Raw genomic sequence first — 22,718 nt, 5'->3', positions numbered from 1 at the left:
CAATGCTGCGTTCCCTGATAGCGTTTGTGGTGCACCGGCGGCTCGTCGCCCTGTGTGCCACCCTGATCATCGCCATCTATGGCGTGTATTCATACCTGCACACGGCCATCGAGGCCTATCCCGATGTGACCAATGTGCAGGTCGGCGTGATTGCCCAGGCGCCGGGCCTGGCCCCCGAGGAGGTGGAGCGCCAGATCACCCAGCCGCTGGAGCGCGAGCTCAACGGCACGCCGGGCCTGGTGTCGCTGCGCTCGGAGAGCTACTTCGGCCTGGCCATGATCAACCTCGTCTTCAATGACGATGCCGACAGTTTCCATGCGCGCGCCGAGGTGTCGCAGCGCCTGCCCCAGGCCAATCTGCCCGACGGTGTCACGCCCGAGATGGCGCCTGACTACACGCCGCTGGGCAAGATCTTCTACTACCGCTTGAAGAGCGACCGCCACACGCTGGCGCAGCTGCGCACCGAGCAGGAATGGCGCGTGGTGCGCGTGCTCAAGCAGGTGCAGGGCGTGGCCGACGTGGTCAGCATCGGCGGCTTCGTCAAGGAGTTCCACGTCGAGGTGGATCCCGAGAAGCTGTATGCGCTGGGCCTGTCGCTGGAAGACGTGAGCGATGCCCTGTCCAAGTCCAACCGCAACGTGGGCGGCGGCCTGATGCGCCGGGGCGAGCAGTCGCTGATCATCCGCGGCATCGGCCTGCTGCGCACGCCGCAGGAGATCCAGGGCGTGGTCGTGGCCATGCGCGGCAGCGCGCCCGTGACCATTGGCGACGTGGCGCGCGTGGTGCAGTCGCACACGCCGCGCCAGGGCTCGGTGGGCATGGACGATGCCGACGACGTGGTCCAGGGCATTGTGCTGCTCAAGCGCGGCGAGAACCCCTCGGTGGTGCTGGACCAGATCCATGCCAAGGTGGCCGCGCTCAATGACGGCGGCCTGCCCGAGGGCATGCACATGGAGACCAACTACGACCGCTCCGACCTGGTCGGCCACACGCTGGGCACGGTGCAGCACAACCTGCTGTTCGGCGCCACGCTGATCGTGGGCGTGCTGTGGCTGTTCCTGCGCAGCCTGCGCGGCTCGCTGATCGTGGCCACGGTGATCCCGCTGTCGCTGCTGGTGGCCTTCATCGGCCTGCACCTGCTGGGCATGCCGGCCAACCTGATCTCCATGGGCGCCATCGACTTCGGCATCATGGTGGACGGCGCCGTGGTGCTGGCCGAAAACATCATCCGCAACGCCCGCATGCGCAAGCCGCAGACGCAGGCGGACATGCGCCACATCATCATCGACTCGGCCGTGGCCGTGGCCAAGCCCACGCTGTTCGCCATGGCCATCGTGATCGCGGCGCTGATCCCCGTGTTCTCGCTGGAAAGCATCGAGGGCCGCATCTTCCGTCCGCTGGCCATGACCTACAGCTTCGCGCTGCTGGGTGCCCTGGTCTTCGCCATGGGCCTGGTGCCGGCGCTGTGCGCGCTGTTCCTCAAGCCCCAGCACGTGATGGTGGAAGAGCCCAAGATCTTCGACCGCGCCCACCACGGCTACCAGCACTGGATTGCCAAGGTGCTGGACGCAGGCCGCCGCCGCGCCATGATCGTCGTCGCCTCGCTGGCCATTCTGGTGGCTGCCGGCGTGTCGGCCGCCTGGCTGGGCACGGAGTTCCTGCCCGAACTCGATGAGGGCGATGCCTATGTGCTGGTGCAGATGCCCGCATCGATCTCGCTGGAAAAGGGCCAGGAAGTGCTGCGCGACGTGCGCCTGCGCCTGAAGACCTTCCCCGAGGTGATCACCGTCACCACCGAGCAGGGCCGGCCCGAGTCCGGCACCGACAACGAGACGCTGAACCTGGCCAAGGTGCTGGTGCGCCTGAAGGGCCACGGCGAATGGCGCAAGGGCCTGACCAAGCCCCAGCTCATCGAGCAGATGCGCGCCACGCTGAGCGAGATTCCGGGCGTGTCGTTCAACTTCGCCCAGCCCATCCGCGACAGCGTGGAGGAATCGACGTCCGGCGCGCGTGGCCAGGTGGTGCTCAAGGTCTTCGGCCCCGACATTCCGCAGCTGCGCTCCATCCTGCAGCAGACCGTGGACCTGGTGAAGGACATCGACGGCGTGGTCGATCTGGGCCTGTACCGCGATGCGCCTGCACCCCAGGTCCACGTGGAGTTCGACCGCCAGTCGCTGGCGCGCCAGGGCATTGCCATGGAGACCGCGCAAAAGACGCTGGAGGCTGCGCTGGCCGGCAACATCTCCACCACGCTGTGGGAGGGCGAGTACCCCGTGCCCGTGCGCGTGCGCCTGCCCTATGTGGACCGCATGGACGAGGAGCGCATCCGCAACATCGCCATCCCCCTGCCCAACGGCGGCTCGGTGCCGCTGCATTCGGTGGGCCAGGTCGCCATCAAGATCGGCAACTCCTCCATCTTCCGCGAAGGCAATGCGCGCTACATGGCGCTCAAGTTCAACGTGGAAGGCCGCGACATCGGCTCCGTGGTCAAGGACACGCTGGCCACGTTCAAGAAGAACGTGAAGATCCCCGAGGGCTACCAGGCCGTCTGGGGCGGCGAGTGGGAGAACCAGCAGCGCGCCGCTGCACGCCTGAAGATCGTGGTGCCGCTGTCGCTGATCATCGTCTACGCCCTGCTGTTCGGCGCGCTGGGCCAGGCGCGCAGCGCGGGCATCATCTTGCTGTGCGCGCCCTTCACCATGGTGGGCGGCATCGCGGCCCTGCACTTTGCGGGCATCGAGCTGTCCATCAGCGCGGCCATCGGCTTCATCGCGCTGCTGGGACAGGTGGCGCTGGCCGGCCTGCTGGTGATCTCGGCCGTGGAGGAGCTGCGACGGCAGGGCATGCCCATGATGCAGGCCCTGGTCGAGGGCGCTGCCGAGCGCATGCGCTCCATCGTGCTCGTGGCGCTGCTGGCGCTGCTGGGCCTGCTGCCCATGGCGCTGTCCACGGGCGTGGGCAGCGAGACGCAAAAGCCCTTCGCCTCCGTGATCGTGGGCGGCATGGTGGTGCTGCCCCTGGTGGCCCTGGTGCTGCTGCCCGTGCTCTATGCGCTGCTGGGCCCCAAGAACATGTTGACGCAGGAAGAACTCGATGAAAAAGAGTGATAGCCCCCTGAGCGGCTTCGCCGCTTCCCCCTCTCGCTTCGCGGGGGGGACGACGCCCTCGCCGCGAGGCGGCTCTTGCTCGGTGTCCCAGGCTTTTGGTCGCGCCGGTTTTGCAGGCAGCGCCCGTTATCGGGCCCTGTTTGTGGCTGTGGCGCTGTGCTGCGGGGCGGGTTCTGCGCTTGCGCAGCAGGCTGTGCCCGCTGTGCCGGCCATCACTGCGGCGCCTGCCTCCGAGGTGGCTCCGGCGGCTGCGCCGCAGCAGCCGGTGGGGATGCAGGAGTATCTGCAGATGGTGGTGCGCAATCAGCCCCAGCTGGCGGCGCAGCGGCTGCAGATCGGGATTGCGCAGGCGGACAGCCGCACGGCGGCGGCGTTTCCCAATCCCACGGCGTCGTACAGCAGCAAGCCGGGCGAGAAGCAGTGGGGCATAGAGCAGCCGCTGCCCATCTTCGGCCAGCGGCGTTTGCGCATGGAGAACGCGCGCAAGGGCGAGACGGCGGCGCGTGCCAATGTCGAGGTGGCCGTGGCCACCACGCTCAACGATGCAGCCACGGCCTTCATCGACCTGCTGATGACGCAGCAGCGCCTGAAGGTCTGGGAAGAGGCGCAGGAGGCGCTGAACGGCGCAGGCAATATCGTGCGCGGCCAGATCGAGGCCGGCGCGCGCAGCCGCTATGACGGCGCACGCCTGAGCCTGCAGCAGGCCCAGATGGCCATGCAGGTCAGCCAGGCCCAGTCGGACTGGCAGGACGCCGCCTCGCACGCCGCCGCCCTGGCCGCCCTGCCCCAATGGGCGCCGCGCGCCACAGGCAGCCTGCAGGCCGTGCCCGTGGGCCAGCTGCTCAACGAGCAAGAGCTGTGGGAAGCTGCGCGCCAGCGCCTGCCGGTCCTGGTCGCTGCCCAGGCCGAGCTGGACCAGTTGCGCCACAAGGTCGAGCTGGAACGCCGCGAAGCCCTGCCCACGCCCAGCGTGAGCGTGGCGCGCGTGCGCAACCGGCTTGACGGCAACTACAACCAGATCGGCGTGTCGGTGGAGCTGCCGCTGTTCGACCGCCGCGAAGGCCCCATCGCCCGAGCCCAGGTCGAGGCCGAACAGGCCCAGCTGCGCTACGACGCCGCGCTGATCGAGGCGCGCACCGAGCTGCAGCGCGCCATCAAGCAACTGAAGCTGCGCCGCGATGCCGTGCGCGCCTACGAAAAGCAGGGCCTGGCCCAGATCGCGCCGCTCAACCAGATGGCCCAGGACGCCTACAAGCTGGGCCAGGGCTCCATCCTGGAGCTGATCGATTCGCTGGGATCGATCAACGAGCACCGCCTGGAGCACCTGGACCTGGTCAAGGAAATGATGCTGGCCGAGTGGCAGGTGCGCGTGGCCAGCGGCGATCTGCCGATGTGGGCAGCGCCCTGAGGCGCTTGACGCCCTTCCCCTCCTGCTGTGCGGGAGGGGCGGTCGGACCCTGGGTGGCACCCCCGGTGTGCCTGGTCCGGATCACGCCAGTTTCATGCGGTGCGATGCCGCGCAGCGCAGCCCAAGGCTGAAAAGAGGTGGTAAACATGCCGGCACCCCCACCGATATCGGCGGAGTCTGGCGCGCCGTATAGTGTCTGCCTCAGTTTCGAGTCAGGCCCTGCCGCCCGCATGTACCGCTATCTCATCATCGAAGACGACGCGCTGAACGCGCGCTACATCGCCGAAGGCCTGCGCCAGCAGGGCGCGCAGGTGGCGGTGTGCAGCGATGGTGTGCAGGGCATCGCCATGGCCGTGGGCGAGAGCTGGGATGTGATCATCCTCGACCGCATGCTGCCCAACGGCTTCGACGGCCTGCAGATCCTGCAGACGCTGCGCTCCATGGGCAAGCAGACGCCGGTGCTGGTGCTCAGCGCCCTGTCGGCCACGGACGAGCGCGTGCGCGGCCTCAAGGCCGGCTGCGACGACTACCTGACCAAGCCCTTTGCCTTCTCCGAACTCTCGGCGCGCCTGGAGGCCCTGGTGCGCCGCGCCCAGATCCCGGCCCCTGCGCGCGAGATGCGCCTGGCCGACCTGCGGCTGAACCTGCTCACGCGCAGCGCCGAGCGCGCAGGCCAGCCGCTGGCCCTGCAGCCGCGCGAGTTCCGCCTGCTGGCCTTTCTGATGCAGCACGCGCACCAGATCGTCACGCGCACCATGCTGCTGGAGTCGGTGTGGGACTACCGGTTCGACCCGCAGACCAATGTCATCGACGTGCACATCAGCCGCCTGCGCGGCAAGGTGGACAAGGGCTTCGAGCCCGCGCTGATCCACACCGTGCGCGGCGTGGGCTACAGCCTGTCGGACCGCCCGCAGGACCTGCCGCAGGTGGCCTGACCCGATGTCGCTGGCCAAGCCCTGGAGCTCCACGGCCTTCCGGCTGGCGCTGACCTACGGCGTGCTGCTGGTGCTGACCATGTCCATCGTGCTGTCGGTGTTCTACGTGCAGACCGTGGGCGTGCTGCGCATGCGAACCGATCGCCAGGCCGAGAACCACATGCGCCGCCTGGTCGAGCACCGCGACAAGTACGGCGAGCCTGCCCTGGAGGCAGAGATCCAGCAGACCCTGCTGGACGGCGTCAACACCGATACGGAAATCCTCATCCTCATGGATGGCGAGGGCAACCCCATCATCGGCAATGCCGACGTGGTGCCGGCGCGCCGGCTCACCGAGATGGGCGTGCGCGACCTCAAAGTGCGGCGCAATGGCAAGATCATCGCCGGCCGCGTGGCCGTGGCCCAGCTGTCCGACGGCAAGCTGCTGGCCGTGGGCAGCGACATGCAGGTGCAAAGCGATGTGGAGGAGCTGTTCGGCCGCGCCAGCCTGCTGGCCGGCCTGGTGGCCCTGGGCATGGCCGTGCTGGGCGCCGGGGCCTTCCGGCGCGTGGTGGAAGAGCGTGCCGCCGACATCCGCAGCACCATGGCGCGCGTGGCCACGGGCGACCTGCGCCAGCGCATTCCGGTCACGCGCCGCGACGATGAGTTCACGCTGCTCAACCGCGACATCAACACCATGCTGGACCGGCTGGAACTGCTGATGGACGGCATACGCCATGTCTCCAACACCATCGCCCACAACCTGCGCACGCCGCTGACGCGCATCCTGCTGCGCCTGCGCAATGCCCAGCAGGCCACGCCCGAGGAAAAGAACGAGACGCTGGCGCTGGTGGCCCAGGAAGTGGCCGAGCTGGGCGTGGTGTTCGACAAGCTGCTGCAGATCGCCGAAGTGGAAAGCGGCGCCAGCCGCAAGAACTTCGCGCCCGTGGACCTGCGTGCCCTGCTGGTCGACGTGGTGGAGTTCTACGAGCCCCTGGTCGAGGACGCGGGCGGCGTGCTGCGCCTGGATGTCGAGGGCATGCCCATGGCGCTGGGTGACGGTGACCTGCTGGCCAGTGCCGTGGCCAACCTCGTGGACAACGCCATCAAGTACGGATCACTGCCCGACAGCGACCACGGCGCCGACATGCAGCTGCGCGCGGGCGTGGCCCACGAGCACGGCATGGACGGCGGCGCCTGGGGTGTGGAAATCATCGTGCAGGACCGCGGCCCCGGCGTGGACGCCCAAACGCGCGAGAAGATGAGCACCCGCTTTTACCGCGCCGAATCGGACCGCGAAGGCTACGGCCTGGGCCTGGCCAGCGTGCTGGCCATCGTGCAGCTGCACGGCGGCAAGCTGGGCTTCGAGAACATGCATCCGGGCCTGCAGGCAAGGATCTGGCTGCCCGGGTTGCCCACGGCCTGAAGCCGTTTCAGCGGTCCTTGTGACCGTAGGCGCAAAAGCCGGGCTTGGGGCCCTTCTTGGGGTGCAGGCGACAGGTTTCGGGCCGCTTGTCGTATACCGTGCAGCGCCGCGACTTGGCATCCAGAAAATTGCAGTCCCCGCTGGCGCGCCGCGCCATGGTGAAGATGTTGTGCTTGGGGTTGTAGTGGTCGATCAAGCGCATCTTCATCAGCCGCTTGGCGATGAGCTTGGGCTCCACGTTGTCCACCTCGAACGGATCCACCAGTTCCAGCCGCACCAGATCGGGCAGCTGCACCTCCAGCGGCATGGTGCAGCAGTTGGCCGCACAGCTGTCGCACATGCCGGGCTTGTATTTGCTCCAGGAGTCGAGGCGGTCGACGTCGACGATGCTGATGGGGGATCTCATGGTGGGGGATGGGCGTGTGCAGGGCCGCTATTTTTCGCCAGAAAGCCCGGCGGCGGTTGCCGCGCCGGCGTAGCCAAGCGAGGGGGCGGGTCTTTGGGGGACGCTGCCCCTGCATCCATCCCCTGGCCTTCAGGCCGGCCGCTTCCTCAACAGGTATTTCTGAAACCCGTCGGACACCCGCTCGTCGCGCTGGTTCAGCACCTCGGTGGCCAGGGTCAGCACGCCCGTGGTGTTGCCGGGCTTGAGCTCGGACACCGTCAGCGTGCAGTACAGCGTGTCGCCCACATAGACGGGGGCCAGGAAGCGGCTGCCCTGCTCCAGGAAGCCCTTGAGCGATTCCTCGACCATGTGCGGGAACAGGCCGGCGCCCGCCGCCGTCTGTATGGCCACCTGGTAGCCGTGGGCCAGCATATGGGGCATGCCGCGCGCGCGGCAGTACTCCACGTCGTAATGCACGGGATGGTTGTCGCCGCTGGCCAGCTGGAAGGCGGCGAACAGGGCATCGGTCATGGTGCGCGAGGGCAGGGCGAAGACCTCGCCCAGAGCGAAGTCTTCAAAATAGCGCTGGGCGCACAGGGATGGGTGGCGTGGCATGGCGACTCTCCTCAGTTTGCGCTCATGTGGGCGGCCCGGGCGACCTTGCCCCATTTGTCCAGCTCCTGCTTGAGGAAGGCGGCCAGCGCCTGGGGGCGCGGCTGCTTTTCCAGCACCAGGCCCATGTCGTAGGCCTTTTTCTGCAGCCCGGCATCGTCCACCGTGGCCTGCAGGCTGGACTGCAGGCGGGCAATCAGCGCTGGCGGCGTGCCTGCGGGGGCGAACACGGCGTTCCAGGTATAGGCCTCGTAGCCGGGCACCTGCTCGGCAATGGCAGGCGTGTCGGGCGTCTGCGGCAGGCGCTGGGCCATGGTGGTGGCCAGCAGGCGCACCGTGCCCGCCTTGACCTGGGCCAGGCCCGTGGGAGCGCTGTCCAGCATGAAGGCCAGGTGCCCGCCGATGAGGTCCTGTATGGCCGGCGCACTGCCCCGGTAGGGCACATGCTGGGCCCGGGTTCCCGCCATCAGGTTCAGCAGCTCCGCACCCAGGTGAGGAGCGCTGCCCACGCCCGCCGAGGCATAGCTGACCTGGCCGGGCCGCGCCCGCAGATAGGCCAGGAAATCCGGCAGGCTTTGCACGGGCAGCCGCTTGTCCACCACCAGCACCAGCGGCGCCCTGGCGAGCAATCCCACGGGCGCGAAGTCTTCCTCCGTGCGGTAGCCCAGCTTGTCGTGGATGTAGGGATTGACGGCATGCGCCACCGTGGTCAGCAGCAGGGTGTAGCCGTCAGGGGCTGCCTTGGCAACCGCCTCCGTGCCCACGAGGGTGCCGGCACCCGTGCGGTTCTCGATCACCACGGGCGTGCCCAGCTTCTGGCTCCAGACATCGGCCATGGCGCGGCCAAAGGTGTCGGTGGGGCCGCCTGCCGCATAGGGAATCACCAGCTTGATGGGGCGCGCCGGATAGTCCTGCGCTGCGGCCGCGCCGGCGGCCAGAAGCAGGGCGGTGAGAAGGGTTTGGCGTCTTGCCGTCTTGAAGTCCATAATTTTCTCCGTTGTCTCCTGGCGCCGACTATAGAAATGCGCCGCCAATGCGGCCAGTCGAATCATTGATAGGGCGGTTAGAAACCGTCTAACACCAAGGAAATGCTCCCGGCGGGCATGCAACGGATGCGATATGAATTGACGGATCTCAGGGTTTTCCTTGCCATTGCCCAGGCCAAAAGCCTCAGCGCAGGCGCGGCTGAAATGCATTTGACGGCGCCATCGGCCAGTTACCGGCTCAAGAATCTGGAGCAGGCCATGGGTGCATCGCTGTTTGAAAGAACGTCAAAAGGCATGGTGCTGACCCCGGCGGGAATGACGGTCAAGAAATACGCCGATTCCATTTTCGGCAGCGTGGACCGCTTGCAAGGAGAAATGCAAAGACACATCAACGGAATATCGGGCCATATCCGCGTCTTTGCCAACAGCAGCACGCTGACGGGAATCGCGCCCGTGCTCAGCCGCTATCTGGCCCATTATCCGAACGTCAATGTGGACCTGGAGGAGCGCCTGAGCGAAGACACGGTGCGCGCCGTGCTCGACGGCAATGCCGACGTGGGCCTGGTGGCCGGCCAGATCGATCTGCATGGCCTGCATGCCATCACCTATGGCCACGATGAACTGGTGTTTGTGGTGCCCGCTGGCCACCCCTTGGCCGCCAGCAGCAGGGTGCCGCTGGAAACCGCGCTGACCTACGACCTGGTCTCGATCGGCCGCAAGACCAGCAACTTCCTCTACCTCCAAGGCATGGCATCCAGGCTGGGCATGAATCCCAGGGTACGTGTGCACGCACCAACATTCGAGGCCGTGCTGCAGTGCGTGCAGGAAGGCGTGGGCATTGCGCTGGTGCCACGCTCCATTGCCCGGCCGGCGCTGCAGGCGCGCAGGCTGGCCGCCGTGGGCCTGGACGAGGCCTGGGCGCAGCGCGAGCAGAGGGTGGTCACGCGCGAACCCGAAACCCTGCCCGCCTATGCCCGCGATTTCGTGGCCTATGTGGCGGCCCAGCCTTTGCCCGAGGAAGGCGCCGTGCAGGAATCCCTGCCTTAGAAGATTTGAAATTCCGCTTAGAAAATGCCGACTGGCTGGGTGATGGTCGCACTTCTAGAATGCGGCGAATCGAATATTCGCCTCGTTCAAGAAAATGCAGACACGCCCATTGGATGGTTTGACGGTATTGGCCATGGAACACGCCGTGGCAGGGCCTTTTGCCAGCCGGCAGCTGGCGGACCTGGGTGCCAGGGTCATCAAGCTGGAGCGATTGCCCGATGGGGATTTTGCACGGGGCTATGACGACAAGGTCCATGGTGAATCATCCTTTTTTGTCTGGGCCAATCGGGGAAAGCAAAGCTTGGCCGCAGATATCAAGACCGCCGAAGGGCAGCATATCGTCGGGAAAATACTGGAAAACGCCGATATCCTGATCCAGAACCTGGCCCCGGGTGCCATGCAGAGAATGGGCATGGATTTCGACAGCCTGCATGAGAAATATCCGCGTCTCATCGTCTGCGATATATCGGGCTATGGCGAGGGCGGCCCGCTCAGCGACAAAAAGGCCTACGACCTGCTGATCCAGGCGGCAGCCGGCCTGATCTCGGTCACGGGCACGCCCGACCAGCCCGCGCGCGTGGGCATTTCCATCGCCGACATCGCGGCCGGCATGTATGCCTACTCGGGCATTTTGTCCGCCCTGCTGCAGCGCGCCCGCACCGGCCGGGGCCTGCGCGTGGAGGTGTCCATGCTGGAGGCGCTGGCCGAATGGATGTCCTACCCGCTGAACTTCGCCCACTACGGCGGCACGGCGCCTGCGCGCAGCGGGCTGACCCATCCTTCCATCGCGCCCTATGGCCAGTACACGGCCGGTGACGGCCAGAGCCTGATCTTCGGCCTGCAGAACGACCGCGAATGGCACAGCTTCTGCACCCATGTGCTGCAGCAGCCCGCGCTGGCGCAGGACGCGCGCTTTGCCACCAACCTGCAGCGCGTGGCGCACCGCGCGGAACTCGATGCGGTGATCGCATCCGTGCTGGCCCCCCTGAGCCGCGAACAGGCCATGCAGCGCCTGGATGCAGGCGGCATCGCCAACGCCCCGCTCAACGGCATGCACGAGGTCTGGAACCATCCCCAGCTGCAGGCGCGCGAACGCTGGCGCGAAGTCGCCACGCCCGCCGGCAGCATCCAGGCCCTGCTGCCCCCGGCCACGCTGTCGGATGCCGAAGCCGCCATGGGCGCCGTGCCCGCGCTGGGCGAGCATACGCAGGCGCTGTGGGAGGAGTTTGGCGGGCGGTGAACATGGCCAGGGGGGCCAGGGTCCGGCCATGAAAAAAGCGCTCCTTGCAGAGCGCTTTTTGCAGTGTGCCGTTCGGCTGGATCAGACGTCGATATTGCCCGCCCGCAGCGCATTCGTCTCGATGAATTCCCGGCGTGGCTCCACTTCATCGCCCATGAGCATGGTGAACACGCGGTCGGCCTCGATGGCGTCGCCGATCTGCACCTGCAGCAGGCTGCGGACGTTGGGGTCCATGGTGGTTTCCCACAGCTGCTCGGGGTTCATTTCGCCCAAGCCCTTGTAGCGCTGGCGGGCCGTGGTGCGTTCGGCCTCGTGCAGCAGCCATTGCATGGCCTGGCGGAAGTCGCCGGCCTTGTCGCTCTTGGCTTTTTCGCCCTCGCCACGCGTGACCTTGGCGCCTTCGCCCAGCAGGCCGTTGAAGTTCTGGGCTTCGTCGGCCAGCGCGGCGTAGTCGTGGCTGCGCACGAACTCCTGGGTGAGGATGGAGCTCTTGATGTTGCCGTGGTGGTGGCGGCTGATGCGCAGCACGGGCTTTTCGGAGACCGGGTCGATTTCGGCCGTGACCTCGGCGGGCACGCCCGTGGTGGTCAACTCGCGCAGCTTGGCCTCCAGGATGGGGGCGCAGGCCTGGGCCGCCTCGATGCTGTCCAGCGTGATCTGCACGCCGTCGGCGATGGCGCGCAGGGCCTCGGCATCCATGAAGTTGGACAAGCGGTCGATGACGGTCTCGGCGGCCAGGTGCATGTTGGCCAGCTTGGCCAGTTCCTCGCCGTCCAGCGTGCGCGGGTTGGCGCCGCCGGTGCTGACGCTGGCGTTCATCAGCGCGATGCGCAGCAGGTACTGGTTGAGCGCGGGGCCGTCCTTGATGTACAGCTCTTCCTTGCCGTTCTTGACCTTGTACAGCGGCGGCTGGGCGATGTAGATGTGGCCGCGCTCGACCAGGTCCGGCATCTGGCGGTAGAAGAAGGTCAGCAGCAGGGTGCGGATGTGGGCGCCGTCCACGTCCGCGTCGGTCATGATGATGATGCGGTGGTAGCGCAGCTTGTTGGGGTCGAAGTCGTCGCTGCCGCTCTTGCCCGATTCGGCCGTGGCCTTGCCGATGCCGGTGCCCAGGGCCGTGATCAGGGTGACGATTTCGTTGCTGGTCAGCAGCTTTTCGTAGCGGGCCTTTTCCACGTTCAGGATCTTGCCGCGCAGCGGCAGGATGGCCTGGAACTTCCGGTCGCGACCTTGCTTGGCGGAGCCGCCTGCGGAGTCACCCTCGACGATGTAGATCTCGCACAGCGCCGGGTCCTTTTCCTGGCAGTCGGCCAGCTTGCCGGGCAGGCCCATGCCGTCGAGCACGCCCTTGCGGCGCGTCATCTCGCGGGCCTTGCGCGCGGCCTCGCGGGCACGCGCGGCATCGACGATCTTGCTGCACAGGATCTTGGCGTCGTTGGGCTTTTCCTCCAGGTAGTCGGTCAGCGCCTTGGCGACGATGTCCTCCACGGGCGCGCGCACTTCGCTGGAGACCAGCTTGTCCTTGGTCTGGCTGCTGAACTTGGGTTCGGGCACCTTCACGGACAGCACGCAGCACAGGCCTTCGCGCATGTCGTCGCCGCTGACCTCGACCTTGGCCTTCTTGGCCAGTTCGTTCTGCTCGATGTACTTGCCGATCACGCGCGTCATGGCGGCGCGCAGGCCCGTCAGGTGGGTGCCGCCGTCGCGCTGCGGGATGTTGTTGGTGAAGCACAGCACCTGCTCGGCATAGCTGTCGTTCCACTGCATGGCGACTTCGACGCCGATCTCGGTGCCGGGGATGCCGCCGTAGCTTTCCGCAGGACGCGTGCCGTTGGCGTGGAAGGCCGTGGGATGCAGCACCTTCTTGTTGGCGTTGATGAACTGCACGAATCCCATGACGCCGCCGGCGCCGGAGAAGTCGTCTTCGCGGCCGTCGCGCTCGTCCTTGAGGCGGATGCGCACGCCGTTGTTCAGGAAGGACAGTTCGCGCAGGCGCTTGGCCAGGATCTCGTAGCGGAACTCATGGTTCTGCGTGAAGATTTCCGTGTCGGGCAGGAAGTGGACCTTGGTGCCGCGCTTGTCGCTCTTGCCGACCACGCGCATGGGCGAGACCTCGACGCCGTCCACGATCTCGATCGGGCGGTTCTGCACGTGGCCGCGCGAGAAGTCGATTTCGTAGACCTCGCCGTCGCGGCGCACGTTGAGCTTGAGCCAGATGGACAGCGCGTTCACGCAGGACACGCCCACGCCGTGCAGGCCGCCCGAGACCTTGTAGCTGTTCTGGTTGAACTTGCCGCCCGCGTGCAGTTCGGTGAGGGCGATCTCGGCCGCCGAGCGCTTGGGCTCGTGCTTGTCGTCCATCTTCACGCGCGTGGGGATGCCGCGGCCGTTGTCGATGACGGACAGGGAGCCATCGGCATGGATGGTGACCAGGATGTCGTCGCAGTAGCCGGCCAGGGCTTCGTCGATGGAGTTGTCCACCACTTCGAAGACCAGGTGGTGCAGGCCCGTGCCATCGGAGGTATCGCCGATGTACATGCCGGGGCGCTTGCGCACGGCCTCCAGGCCTTCGAGGATCTGGATCGCACCTTCGCCATAGCCGCTGGAGTCTGAGCCTTCGGGGGCAATGGTCTGGTTTTCTGGCTTGTTCTCGTCGGTCATGGAAGGCCCTGGGGTAGTTCCGTCGGAAGCTGTCGCTTCGCTTGAAAATGTTCGATTCGGCCGCTGGCGCGGTGCGTAGGGACGCGCGCTGCGGGCTACGAGTCGGGTAGGGTGGTTGCGCACCGTGCACCGGCTTGTGCCACCGGGCGGCGGGTGCAGGGGCTGCGCAATGTGTCAGGCATCGGTGTCGTGTGGCGCGCGGTCAGATGCGCATGGGCATCACGACGTACTTGAAGCTGTCGTTCTCGGGGATGGTCAGCAGGGCCGAGCTGTTGCCGTCCTGCAGGTCGATCCTGATCATGTCCTGGCTCATGTTGGACAGGGCGTCGATCAGGTAGGTGACGTTGAAGCCGATCTCGATGGTGTCGCCACCGTAGTCGATGTCCAGCTCGTCCATGGCCTCTTCCTGCTCGGCGTTGTTGGACGCCACGCGCAAGGTGCCTGGCTCCACCGTCAGGCGCACGCCCTTGAACTTGTCGCTGGTCATGATGGCCGTGCGCTGCAGGCTGGCCAGCAGCGGGGCGCGGCCCAGGGTCACGCTGTTGGTGTGGTTGCGCGGGATGACACGGTTGTAGTCGGGGAACTTGCCCTCGACCAGCTTGGTCACGAACTCCATGCCGCCAAAGGTGAACTTGGCCTGGTTGTTGGCGAACTGCATCTCGATGTGGGGCTGGTTCTCGCCGCCGGCATCCGACAGCAGGCGCTGCAGCTCCAGCACGGTCTTGCGCGGCAGGATCACTTCCTGCTTGGGCACTTCCACGTCCAGCTGGCTGCTTGCGAACGCCAGGCGGTGGCCGTCGGTGGCCACCAGGGACAGCTGCTTGCCCTCGGCCACGAACAGGATGCCGTTGAGGTAGTAGCGGATGTCCTGCACGGCCATGGCGAAGGAGACCTGGCCCAGCAGGTCCTTGAGTACCTTCTGCGGCACGCTGAAGGAAGGGCCGAAGGCCGCGGCCTCCTGCACCAGCGGGAAGTCCTCGGCCGGCAGGGTCTGCAGCGTGAAGCGGCTCTTGCCGCCCTTGAGCACCATCTTGGCCTGCTGGGTCTCCAGGCTCACGGTCTGGTCGCCGGGCATGGTCTTGAGGATGTCGATCAGCTTGCGCGCGCCCACGGTGGTGGTGAAGTCGCCGGTGTCGCCGCCGAGCTCGGCGGTGGTGCGGATCTGGATTTCCAGGTCGCTGGTGGTCAGCTGCAATGCGTTGCCGGTCTTCTTGATCAGCACGTTGGCCAGGATGGGCAACGTGTGGCGGCGTTCGACGATGCCGGACACCGATTGCAGGACCGCGAGAACTTTGTCTTGTGTGGCTTTCAGGACGATCATGTCAACCTCTGATTTAAGGATGCGGGTCTCGGTAGGAGCGGCGGCTCACAAATGAGCCCCCTCTTGCCGCTCGAATCCCCCATTTTGCCGCGTACATACGACCAGAACGGGGGAGTTTTCATCAACCTTTGAGAGTTTGCTCCAGCACGTGCAGCTGCTGGTTCAGCTCGGTCAGTTGCTGGCGTTCGCCGGCGATCTTGCGCACCGCGTGCAGCACGGTGGTGTGGTCGCGCCCGCCGAACAGCTCGCCGATCTCGGGCAGGCTCTTCTGGGTCAATTCCTTGGCCAGGTACATGGCAATCTGGCGCGGCCGGGCGATGCTGGCCGGGCGCTTCTTGCTGTACATGTCGGCCACCTTGATCTTGTAGTAATCGGCCACCGTCTTCTGGATGTTCTCCACACTGATCTGGCGGTTCTGGATGGACAGCAGATCACGCAGGGCCTCGCGGGCCAGCTGGATGGAGACTTCCTTCTGGTTGAAGCGCGAATAGGCCAGGATCTTGCGCAGCGCGCCTTCGAGCTCGCGCACGTTGGAGCGCACGTTCTTGGCCACGAAGAAGGCGACTTCCTCGGGCATCTCGGCGTTCTCGGCGCGGGCCTTGTTGATCAGGATGGCCACGCGCATCTCCAGCTCGGGCGGCTCGATGGCCACCGTCAACCCGGAGTCGAAGCGCGATACCAGCCGCTCGTGGATGTTCGCCAGACCCTTGGGATAGGTGTCCGAGGTCATCACGATGTGGCTCTTCTTGGCCAGCAGCGCCTCGAAGGCGTTGAAGAACTCCTCCTGCGTGCGGTCCTTGTTGGCGAAGAACTGCACGTCGTCGATCAGCAGCAGATCCAGCGAGTGGTAACGCTCCTTGAATTCGTCAAAGGTGCGGCGCTGGTAGGCCTTGACCACATCCGAGACGAACTGCTCGGCATGGATGTAGAGAACTTTGGCGTCGGGCTTGTCGGCCAGCAGCTTGTTGCCCACGGCATGCACCAGGTGGGTCTTGCCCAGGCCCACGCCGCCGTAGATGAACAGCGGGTTGTACAGGTGCCCGGGCGAGCCCGCCACATGCATGGCGGCCGAGCGTGCCATGCGGTTGGCCGTACCTTCCACCAGGGTCTCGAAGGTCAGCGCGGCGTTCAGGCGCGTGCGAAAGACGGGCGCTGCCGCGTCTTCGCTGGTGACCGTGGGCACCGAGGTGACAATGGTTTCCGGCGGGGCCGAGCGCTCGCTGGAGGAGGGGCGGACGTAAGTCCGTACAACGCTTTCCCGCTGAGCGAGTGCCAACTCAAGCGTCACCGGCTGGCCATAGAGCGACTCCAGCATGGCCGAGATGCGGCCTGCATATTGGGCGCGGATCCAGTCGAGCTTGAAGCGGTTGGCCACGTAGACGGTGACTTTGGAGAAGTCTTCGGCGACGTGCGCGGTCAGGGGCTTGATCCAGGTGTTGAACTGCTGTTCGGGCATTTCCTGCCCCAGTTGCTCAACGCAGACTTGCCACAGGCCCTGGCCTGCATCGTTCGTAGGTTCCTCTGTCATTGTCGAAGTCTAGTTGTGGATAGGAGGAACTGTTGCGAGGCTGCCATTGTAGCTTTTGCGGAAGTTATCCACAAAATATCAGGAGCTTGTCCTCCGCCTTGTCGCAAAATGGGCAGGCATCCTTCGGGTTCGAAGGGCATTGCATCAAGTGGACAACGCTGTGATAATCGCGGGTTTCCCTGAATGTGTTCAGGGTGATATGTCCCGCCCGTCTGCATCGGGTCTGCATGCTGCCGCTGGCGGCCTTGGGCGAAACCTCTCGGGGTTGCTCCTTGGGCTGCACATGGCAAGTGCATCGTGCAGATTTTTGGCAGGTGGCCTGGCGGTTTGCCTTTGTGGCGGCTGCTGGCTGCACTGCGTGTAGCGTGCCGGATACGGGACCGGTGCAAAACTGAACCTTCTCTAGGAACCAACATGAAACGTACTTACCAACCCTCCAAGACCCGTCGCGCCCGCACCCACGGCTTTCTGGTCCGCATGAAGACCAAGGGCGGCCGCGCCGTGATCAACGCTCGCCGCGCCAAGGGCCGCAAGCGTCTGGCCGTCTAAGGCCAGCCATTGCTGGGCGGTTTGCTCGCTGCACTGAACCCCTGAACGGGGTGCTGGCATGCAACGGCTGAAAACACGTCCGCAGTTTCAGGCCGCCATGGCTGCCGGTACGGTATCGCGTACCGCGCATTTCGCCCTGCACCGTCTCGTTCTGACGGAGCAGGGCGGCGCCATGGTGCCACCGACAGGGCCCGGTTCGCAAGACCCGCAGGCCCTGTTCGGCGTTGGCGCCGTGCGCCAGGATGCCTGGCTGGGCGCCATGGTGCCCAAGCGCTGGGCGCGCCGCTCGGTGACGCGACACACCATCAAGCGGCAGATCTATGCCGTGGGCAGCGAGCATGAGACCCTGATGCTCCAAGGCGCCCATGTGGTGCGGCTGCGCTCGGGCTTTGACCGGCGCCAGTTCGTGAGCGCCACTTCTGATGTGCTCCGGCAGGCTGTGCGCGCTGAGCTGCAGCAGTTGTTCGCCTATGCGGCGAAACGCCTGTCGCAGCCTGCGCCCGAGCTGCCGCAGCCCGCACAGGAACGCGCCGCAGCCGCTGGCGAGAGCATCGGGGTTGCGCCATGATGCAGCGGCTGCTGATGGCGCTGGTGCGCGGCTATCGGCTGATGCTCAGTCCCTGGCTGGGCTCGGCCTGCCGCTTCACGCCCACCTGCTCGGCCTATTCCCTTGAAGCGTTGGAGCAACACGGCGCTGCGGTAGGCTCCTACCTGACGCTGCGCCGCCTGGCGCGCTGTCATCCGTGGTGTGACGGGGGGCATGACCCTGTGCCAGAGCAAAAGCCCAGGCTGTTCACCAGCCTGACGGCTGCGCCCGAAAACACCCAACCTTCCTCACCTAAGAAGTCTTCATGAACGATATTCGCCGCACCATCCTGTGGGTGATATTTGGCTTTTCGCTGGTCTTGCTATGGGACAAATGGCAAGTGCACAGCGGCAAGAAGGCCACTTTCTTCCCCGCGCCTGCCGTCGCCACGGCCCCGGCACCTGAAACGGGCAAGGCGCCCGGCGATGCCAGCGTGCCCTCGGCGGCTGCTGCGGCAACGGCCGGTGCCGGCGAAGTGCCTGGCGGCGCTGCCGCCGCGCCCGAGGCAGCCCCGCGCCAGAACGTCACCATCAGCACCGACGTGCTGCGCCTGACCTTCGACAGCCAGGGCGGCACGCTGCGCCATGCCGAGCTGCTCAAGTACGCGGATTCCGTGCACAAGGACAAGCCCGTGGTGCTGTTCGACGAGAGCGTGCACCGCGTGTACCTGGGCCAGTCGGGCCTGATCGGCGGCGGTTTCCCCACGCACAAGACGACCATGACCGCGCTGCCCGGCGCGCGCGAACTCAAGGACGGCGAGGACCAGATGGAACTGCGCTTCGAGTCGCCCGACATGGGTGGCGTGAAGCTGGTCAAGATCTGGACGCTCAAGCGTGGCGCCTACGACATCGGCGTGCGCCATGAAGTGGTGAACACCGGCACGGCGGCCGTGAGCCCGCAGCTGTACCTGCAACTGGTGCGCGACGGCAACAAGCCCGAAGGCGAACAGTCCACCATGTACTCCACCTTCACGGGCCCGGCCGTCTACACCGACGAGAAGAAGTACCAGAAGGTCGAGTTCAAGGACATCGAGAGCGGCAAGGCCAGCGTCGAGAAGTCGTCCACGGGCGGCTACGTGGCCATGGTCCAGCATTACTTCGCCAGCGCCTGGCTGCTGGCCGAGGGCATCCAGCGCGACAACTTCCTGCGCAAGGTGGACAACAACCTCTACGCCGTCGGCATGATCACGCCGGTGGGCACCATCGAGCCTGGCCAGAGCAAGAGCGTGGAAGCGCGCCTGTTCGCCGGTCCCCAGATCGAAAAGCGCCTGGAATCGCTGGCGCCCGGGCTGGAGCTGGTCAAGGACTATGGCTGGCTGACCATCCTGGCCAAGCCGCTGTACTGGCTGCTGGACAAGCTGCACGGCTTCCTGGGCAACTGGGGCTGGTCCATCGTGGCCCTGGTGCTGCTGCTGAAGATCGCCTTCTACTGGCTCAATGCCAAGGCCTACTCCTCGATGGCCAAGATGAAGGCCATCAACCCGCGCATCATGGAAATGCGTGAGCGCCTCAAGGACAAGCCCCAGCAGATGCAGCAGGAGATGATGCGCATCTACCGCGAGGAAAAGGTCAACCCCATGGGCGGCTGCCTGCCCATCATCATCCAGATCCCGGTATTCATCGCGCTGTACTGGGTGCTGCTGTCCAGCGTGGAAATCCGCAACGCGCCCTGGATCGGCTGGATCACCGACCTGTCGGCCAAGGATCCTCTGTTCATCCTGCCCGTGCTGATGACCCTGTCCTCGCTGCTGCAGACCGCGCTGAACCCCGCTCCGCCGGATCCGATGCAGGCCAAGATGATGTGGATCATGCCCCTGGTCTTCAGCGTGATGTTCTTCTTCTTCCCGGCCGGCCTGGTGCTGTACTGGCTGACGAACAACATCCTGTCCATTGCCCAGCAGTGGATCATCAACACCCGCATGGGCGTGCCGCCGCAGTTCAACCTGCCCAAATTCGGCAAGTCCACGCCGGCCAAGTAAGCCTGCGAAGGCCCTTGCTCCAAAGCCCGCTTCGGCGGGCTTTTTCATGGGCGGCCTATCATCGGCGGCCTGAAATCCCTCCCAAGAAAGCTCCATCCATGCTGCCCCGCCACAACGACCCCATCGCCGCCATCGCCACCGCCCCGGGGCGGGGTGCCGTGGGCATCGTGCGTGTGTCCGGCAAGGGCGTGGCGCCGCTGGTGCGGGCGCTGTGCGGGCGCGACCTCAAGCCGCGCGAGGCCACCTATCTGCCGTTTCGCGATGCCCAGGGCGGCCCCATCGACCACGGCCTGGCCCTGTTCTTCCCGGCGCCGCACAGCTATACCGGCGAGGATGTGCTGGAGTTGCAGGCCCACGGCGGCCCCGTCGTTCTGCAACTGCTGCTGGCGCGCTGCCTGGAGGCTGCGCAAGCCTCGGCAGAAGGCCATCGCAGCGTGCTGCCGGGCCTGCGCCTGGCCCAGCCCGGTGAATTCACCGAGCGTGCCTTTCTCAACGACAAGATCGACCTGGCCCAGGCCGAGGCCATTGCCGACCTGATCGACGCCAGCACCGAGGCCGCCGCGCGCAGTGCGAGCCGTTCGCTGTCGGGCGCTTTTTCCGAGGAAATCCATGGCCTGCGCGACGCGCTGGTGCACCTGCGCATGCTGGTCGAGGCCACGCTGGATTTTCCCGAGGAAGAGATCGACTTCCTGCAAAAGGCCGATGCCAGCGGCCAGCTCGCGCGGCTGCGTGGCAAGCTGGACCAGGTGCTGTCGCGCGCCCACCAGGGTGCGCTGTTGCGCGAAGGCATCAAGGTCGTGATCGCGGGCCAGCCCAACGCGGGCAAGAGCTCGCTGCTCAACGCGCTGGCCGGTGCGGAGCTGGCCATCGTCACCCCGATTGCCGGCACCACGCGCGACAAGGTGCAGCAGACCATCCAGATCGAGGGCGTGCCCCTGCATGTGATCGACACGGCAGGCCTGCGCGAGAGCAGCGACGAGGTCGAGCGCATCGGCATCGCGCGCGCCTGGGACGAGATCGCCGCGGCCGATGCCGTGCTCTTCCTGCACGACCTCACACGCATGGGCGAGCACGACTACCTGGCGGCCGATGCCGCCATTGCCGAAACCCTGGCCCAGAAGTTGCCGCGCCAGGTGCCCGTCATCGACGTCTGGAACAAGACCGATCGCGCGGAACCCGCCCAGATGCAGGCGCATGGCGGCCGTGAAGGCAGCGTGGCACTGTCGGCACGCACGGGCGACGGCCTGGATGCCCTGCGCCGGCGCCTGCTGGACGTGGCCGGCTGGCAGTCGGCCCCAGAAGGCCTGTACCTGGCGCGCGCGCGCCATGTGGAGGCGCTGCAGGCAGTTGCAGCCCACCTGCAGGAGGCCGAGCTGCAGCTGGCGGCCCAGGCCGCCCACCTGGACTTGCTGGCCGAGGAACTTCGCCTGGCCCAGGTCTCGCTGAACTCCATCACCGGGGAATTCAGCTCCGACGATCTGCTGGGCGTGATCTTTTCCAGCTTCTGCATCGGCAAGTGACCGGGTTGGCGGATGGCCCCGACCCATTCGCACAGCCAGCAGAGTTGCTGCAATACTTATCTTTTGCTACAAAATTTGCCGCCGAAAACCCGCTTGTCGGCATTGGCGTGCCCGCTGCCGTCGCTTAGCATGCGGCGTGCCGCAGCGGCCCTCGTCGCTGCCTGCCGCCGGGCGCAGCCCTGGCGCGGGTGCGCGGCCCAATTCGAACCGGATCCGCCATGTCTTCTTCCTCCCACAATGATTTGCGGCCACTGGCCCAGGCCATGTCGTCGGCCGTGGCTGTCGATGGTGTGCAGAACGCGCTGACCTTGGAGCAATGGGATCTGCTGGCACCCTACTTGGTGCCGGTCACGCTGGCGGCGGGCGAGCTGCTGTTTGCCGAAGGTTCGCTGGACCGCAATCTGTACTTCGTGGAGTCCGGCAGCCTCAGCGTGCACTACCAGGATGCGAAGGAGCGCATCCGCCTGGCCATCGTCGGCCCGGGCTCCATCCTGGGCGAGGGCGCCTTCTTCGCCCACCGTGCGCGCCATGCCACCGTGCAGGCGGCTGCGCCGGGACGGCTTTGGTGCCTGACGGCCATGCGCTTCGCCGAACTCAGCAATCGCCAGCCCGGTGTGGCGCTGGCCCTGGTCATGGCGGCCGGCCAGGTGCTTGCCCGCCGTGCGGTGGACAGCCGCCGCCGGGTGGCCAGTACCTGAAAGTCTCCCGGGCAGCACCTGGGACGGGGCGCTGTGCGGGCGCGGGGCGGTGACAGGCCGGCCTTTGCGCTGCGACAAATTGATACAGCGGTTTTGCTGCGCCCGTGCTCGAAATGTCGCAAAGTTGCAGGCACAATGCCGCGAGTTTGTGACTATTCGTGACAATGAGAGCTCCCATGTCTGTGTTCAACTGGTTTTCCCGCAAGCCTGTGCCGGAGCAGGGCCGTGGTTCGCCCGGAGACGATGGCCAGGCCAGTGCCGTGGCGCGTCGTGATGCAGGGCCCGGCGGGCGCCGCAGCGAGCGTTCCGAGCGCCGTGAGCAGCTCTACGGTGTGGTGCGCGATGTCATGGTGCGTGCCGGTGTGTTGTCGGCCAGCTACAAGTTCAAGGTGCTCTCGCTGGACAACGTGGGCCAGCGCTTCGTGGTGATGATGGACCTGGCGCGGGCCTATGCCAGCGAAACCGCGCGGCTCAGCGAGATCGAGGCCATGCTGGCCCAAGCGGCCAAGGCCCGCATGGGTGCGGTCGTGACGGCCGTGTACTGGCGGGTCAGCGACCAGAACGCTGCAGCCCAGGCCCAAGCCCAGGTGCATTCCGCGGCGACGCGCGCCCCGCGTCCCGCCCCGCCCATGGCCGTGCCGGTAGCGGCCGCGATGGAGGCGGCAGCGCCCCAGCGTCGCAGGCAGGACATGGCGCCCTTCGAACCCATAGACGATCAGGAAATGGCGGCCTTCAAGCTCGCCGTGGCGGCC

At 66.2% G+C, this 22,718-nt stretch carries 19 protein-coding genes; 13 read left to right on the top strand and 6 right to left on the bottom strand.

Going from position 1 to position 22,718, the window contains the following annotated elements; translation table 11 throughout:
* Positions 1–2: 2 nt before the first annotated feature.
* The 4 genes from JHD82_RS22715 to JHD82_RS22700 all read left to right on the top strand — a co-directional run bounded on the left by JHD82_RS22715 (position 3) and on the right by JHD82_RS22700 (position 6,855).
* Complete coding sequence (locus tag JHD82_RS22715) at positions 3–3,107, top strand: efflux RND transporter permease subunit (RefSeq protein WP_199138923.1); 3,105 nt, start codon at positions 3–5, stop codon at positions 3,105–3,107.
* The gene (locus JHD82_RS22710) at positions 3,094–4,515 is read left to right on the top strand and encodes a TolC family protein (protein WP_199138922.1); all 1,422 of its coding nucleotides are present in this window, start codon (positions 3,094–3,096) and stop codon (positions 4,513–4,515) included. Before JHD82_RS22715 ends, JHD82_RS22710 begins: the two co-directional genes overlap by 14 nt.
* Before the next feature lie 230 nt (positions 4,516–4,745).
* On the top strand, positions 4,746–5,450 hold the full coding sequence (locus tag JHD82_RS22705; RefSeq protein ID WP_017407046.1) for a response regulator transcription factor: 705 nt from the start codon (positions 4,746–4,748) through the stop codon (positions 5,448–5,450).
* Positions 5,451–5,454: 4 nt separating this feature from the next.
* Complete coding sequence (locus tag JHD82_RS22700; RefSeq protein WP_199138920.1) at positions 5,455–6,855, top strand: HAMP domain-containing sensor histidine kinase; 1,401 nt, start codon at positions 5,455–5,457, stop codon at positions 6,853–6,855.
* Between the two features lie 7 nt (positions 6,856–6,862).
* Here JHD82_RS22700 and JHD82_RS22695 read toward each other — a convergent pair whose 3' ends face one another.
* From JHD82_RS22695 to JHD82_RS22685, 3 genes are all read right to left on the bottom strand, one after another.
* Entirely contained in the window at positions 6,863–7,261 is a 399-nt protein-coding gene (locus tag JHD82_RS22695) for a YkgJ family cysteine cluster protein (RefSeq protein WP_013799932.1), read from the bottom strand.
* A 129-nt stretch (positions 7,262–7,390) separates the two neighbouring features.
* Positions 7,391–7,855, bottom strand: a complete 465-nt coding sequence (locus tag JHD82_RS22690; RefSeq protein WP_012201953.1) for a MaoC family dehydratase — start codon at positions 7,853–7,855, stop codon at positions 7,391–7,393.
* 11 nt (positions 7,856–7,866) lie between these two features.
* Positions 7,867–8,838, bottom strand: a complete 972-nt coding sequence (locus JHD82_RS22685) for a tripartite tricarboxylate transporter substrate binding protein (protein ID WP_016454189.1) — start codon at positions 8,836–8,838, stop codon at positions 7,867–7,869.
* Positions 8,839–8,964: 126 nt separating this feature from the next.
* On the opposite strand from JHD82_RS22685, the gene JHD82_RS22680 reads away from it, so the two are divergent.
* The gene (locus tag JHD82_RS22680; RefSeq protein ID WP_199138927.1) at positions 8,965–9,885 is read left to right on the top strand and encodes a LysR family transcriptional regulator; all 921 of its coding nucleotides are present in this window, start codon (positions 8,965–8,967) and stop codon (positions 9,883–9,885) included.
* 133 nt (positions 9,886–10,018) lie between these two features.
* On the top strand, positions 10,019–11,125 hold the full coding sequence (locus JHD82_RS22675) for a CaiB/BaiF CoA-transferase family protein (RefSeq protein WP_233174861.1): 1,107 nt from the start codon (positions 10,019–10,021) through the stop codon (positions 11,123–11,125).
* 81 nt (positions 11,126–11,206) lie between these two features.
* Here JHD82_RS22675 and gyrB read toward each other — a convergent pair whose 3' ends face one another.
* From gyrB to dnaA, 3 genes are all read right to left on the bottom strand, one after another.
* A complete protein-coding gene (gene gyrB, locus JHD82_RS22670) occupies positions 11,207–13,786 on the bottom strand; it encodes a DNA topoisomerase (ATP-hydrolyzing) subunit B (protein ID WP_199138917.1) in 2,580 nt (859 codons plus the stop codon).
* A gap of 202 nt (positions 13,787–13,988) precedes the next feature.
* Positions 13,989–15,107, bottom strand: a complete 1,119-nt coding sequence (gene dnaN / locus JHD82_RS22665; protein ID WP_012201942.1) for a DNA polymerase III subunit beta — start codon at positions 15,105–15,107, stop codon at positions 13,989–13,991.
* A 121-nt stretch (positions 15,108–15,228) separates the two neighbouring features.
* A complete protein-coding gene (gene dnaA / locus JHD82_RS22660) occupies positions 15,229–16,635 on the bottom strand; it encodes a chromosomal replication initiator protein DnaA (RefSeq protein ID WP_012201941.1) in 1,407 nt (468 codons plus the stop codon).
* 414 nt (positions 16,636–17,049) lie between these two features.
* Between dnaA and rpmH the strand changes: the two genes are divergently transcribed.
* From rpmH to JHD82_RS22625, 7 genes are all read left to right on the top strand, one after another.
* On the top strand, positions 17,050–17,184 hold the full coding sequence (gene rpmH, locus JHD82_RS22655) for a 50S ribosomal protein L34 (RefSeq protein WP_012207856.1): 135 nt from the start codon (positions 17,050–17,052) through the stop codon (positions 17,182–17,184).
* A 58-nt stretch (positions 17,185–17,242) separates the two neighbouring features.
* Positions 17,243–17,752, top strand: coding sequence for a ribonuclease P protein component (locus JHD82_RS22650; protein WP_199138916.1), 510 nt, complete (start codon positions 17,243–17,245; stop codon positions 17,750–17,752).
* Entirely contained in the window at positions 17,749–18,039 is a 291-nt protein-coding gene (gene yidD, locus JHD82_RS22645) for a membrane protein insertion efficiency factor YidD (protein WP_012207854.1), read from the top strand. Before JHD82_RS22650 ends, yidD begins: the two co-directional genes overlap by 4 nt.
* On the top strand, positions 18,036–19,748 hold the full coding sequence (gene yidC, locus JHD82_RS22640; RefSeq protein ID WP_013804811.1) for a membrane protein insertase YidC: 1,713 nt from the start codon (positions 18,036–18,038) through the stop codon (positions 19,746–19,748). Before yidD ends, yidC begins: the two co-directional genes overlap by 4 nt.
* A gap of 98 nt (positions 19,749–19,846) precedes the next feature.
* A complete protein-coding gene (gene mnmE, locus JHD82_RS22635) occupies positions 19,847–21,268 on the top strand; it encodes a tRNA uridine-5-carboxymethylaminomethyl(34) synthesis GTPase MnmE (protein ID WP_013804810.1) in 1,422 nt (473 codons plus the stop codon).
* A gap of 218 nt (positions 21,269–21,486) precedes the next feature.
* Positions 21,487–21,966 (top strand): Crp/Fnr family transcriptional regulator, encoded by a 480-nt coding sequence (locus JHD82_RS22630; RefSeq protein WP_012207851.1) that lies wholly within the window; start codon positions 21,487–21,489, stop codon positions 21,964–21,966.
* Between the two features lie 176 nt (positions 21,967–22,142).
* A partial coding sequence (locus JHD82_RS22625; protein WP_199138915.1) for a hypothetical protein occupies positions 22,143–22,718 on the top strand: 576 nt, incomplete at its 3' end.

The sequence above is a fragment of the Delftia sp. ASV31 genome (assembly GCF_016428765.1).
Lineage (GTDB): Bacteria > Pseudomonadota > Gammaproteobacteria > Burkholderiales > Burkholderiaceae_C > Comamonas > Comamonas acidovorans.
The sequence above is the reverse complement of the archived record's forward strand: the minus strand, read 5'-3'. Positions and strand labels throughout refer to the sequence as shown.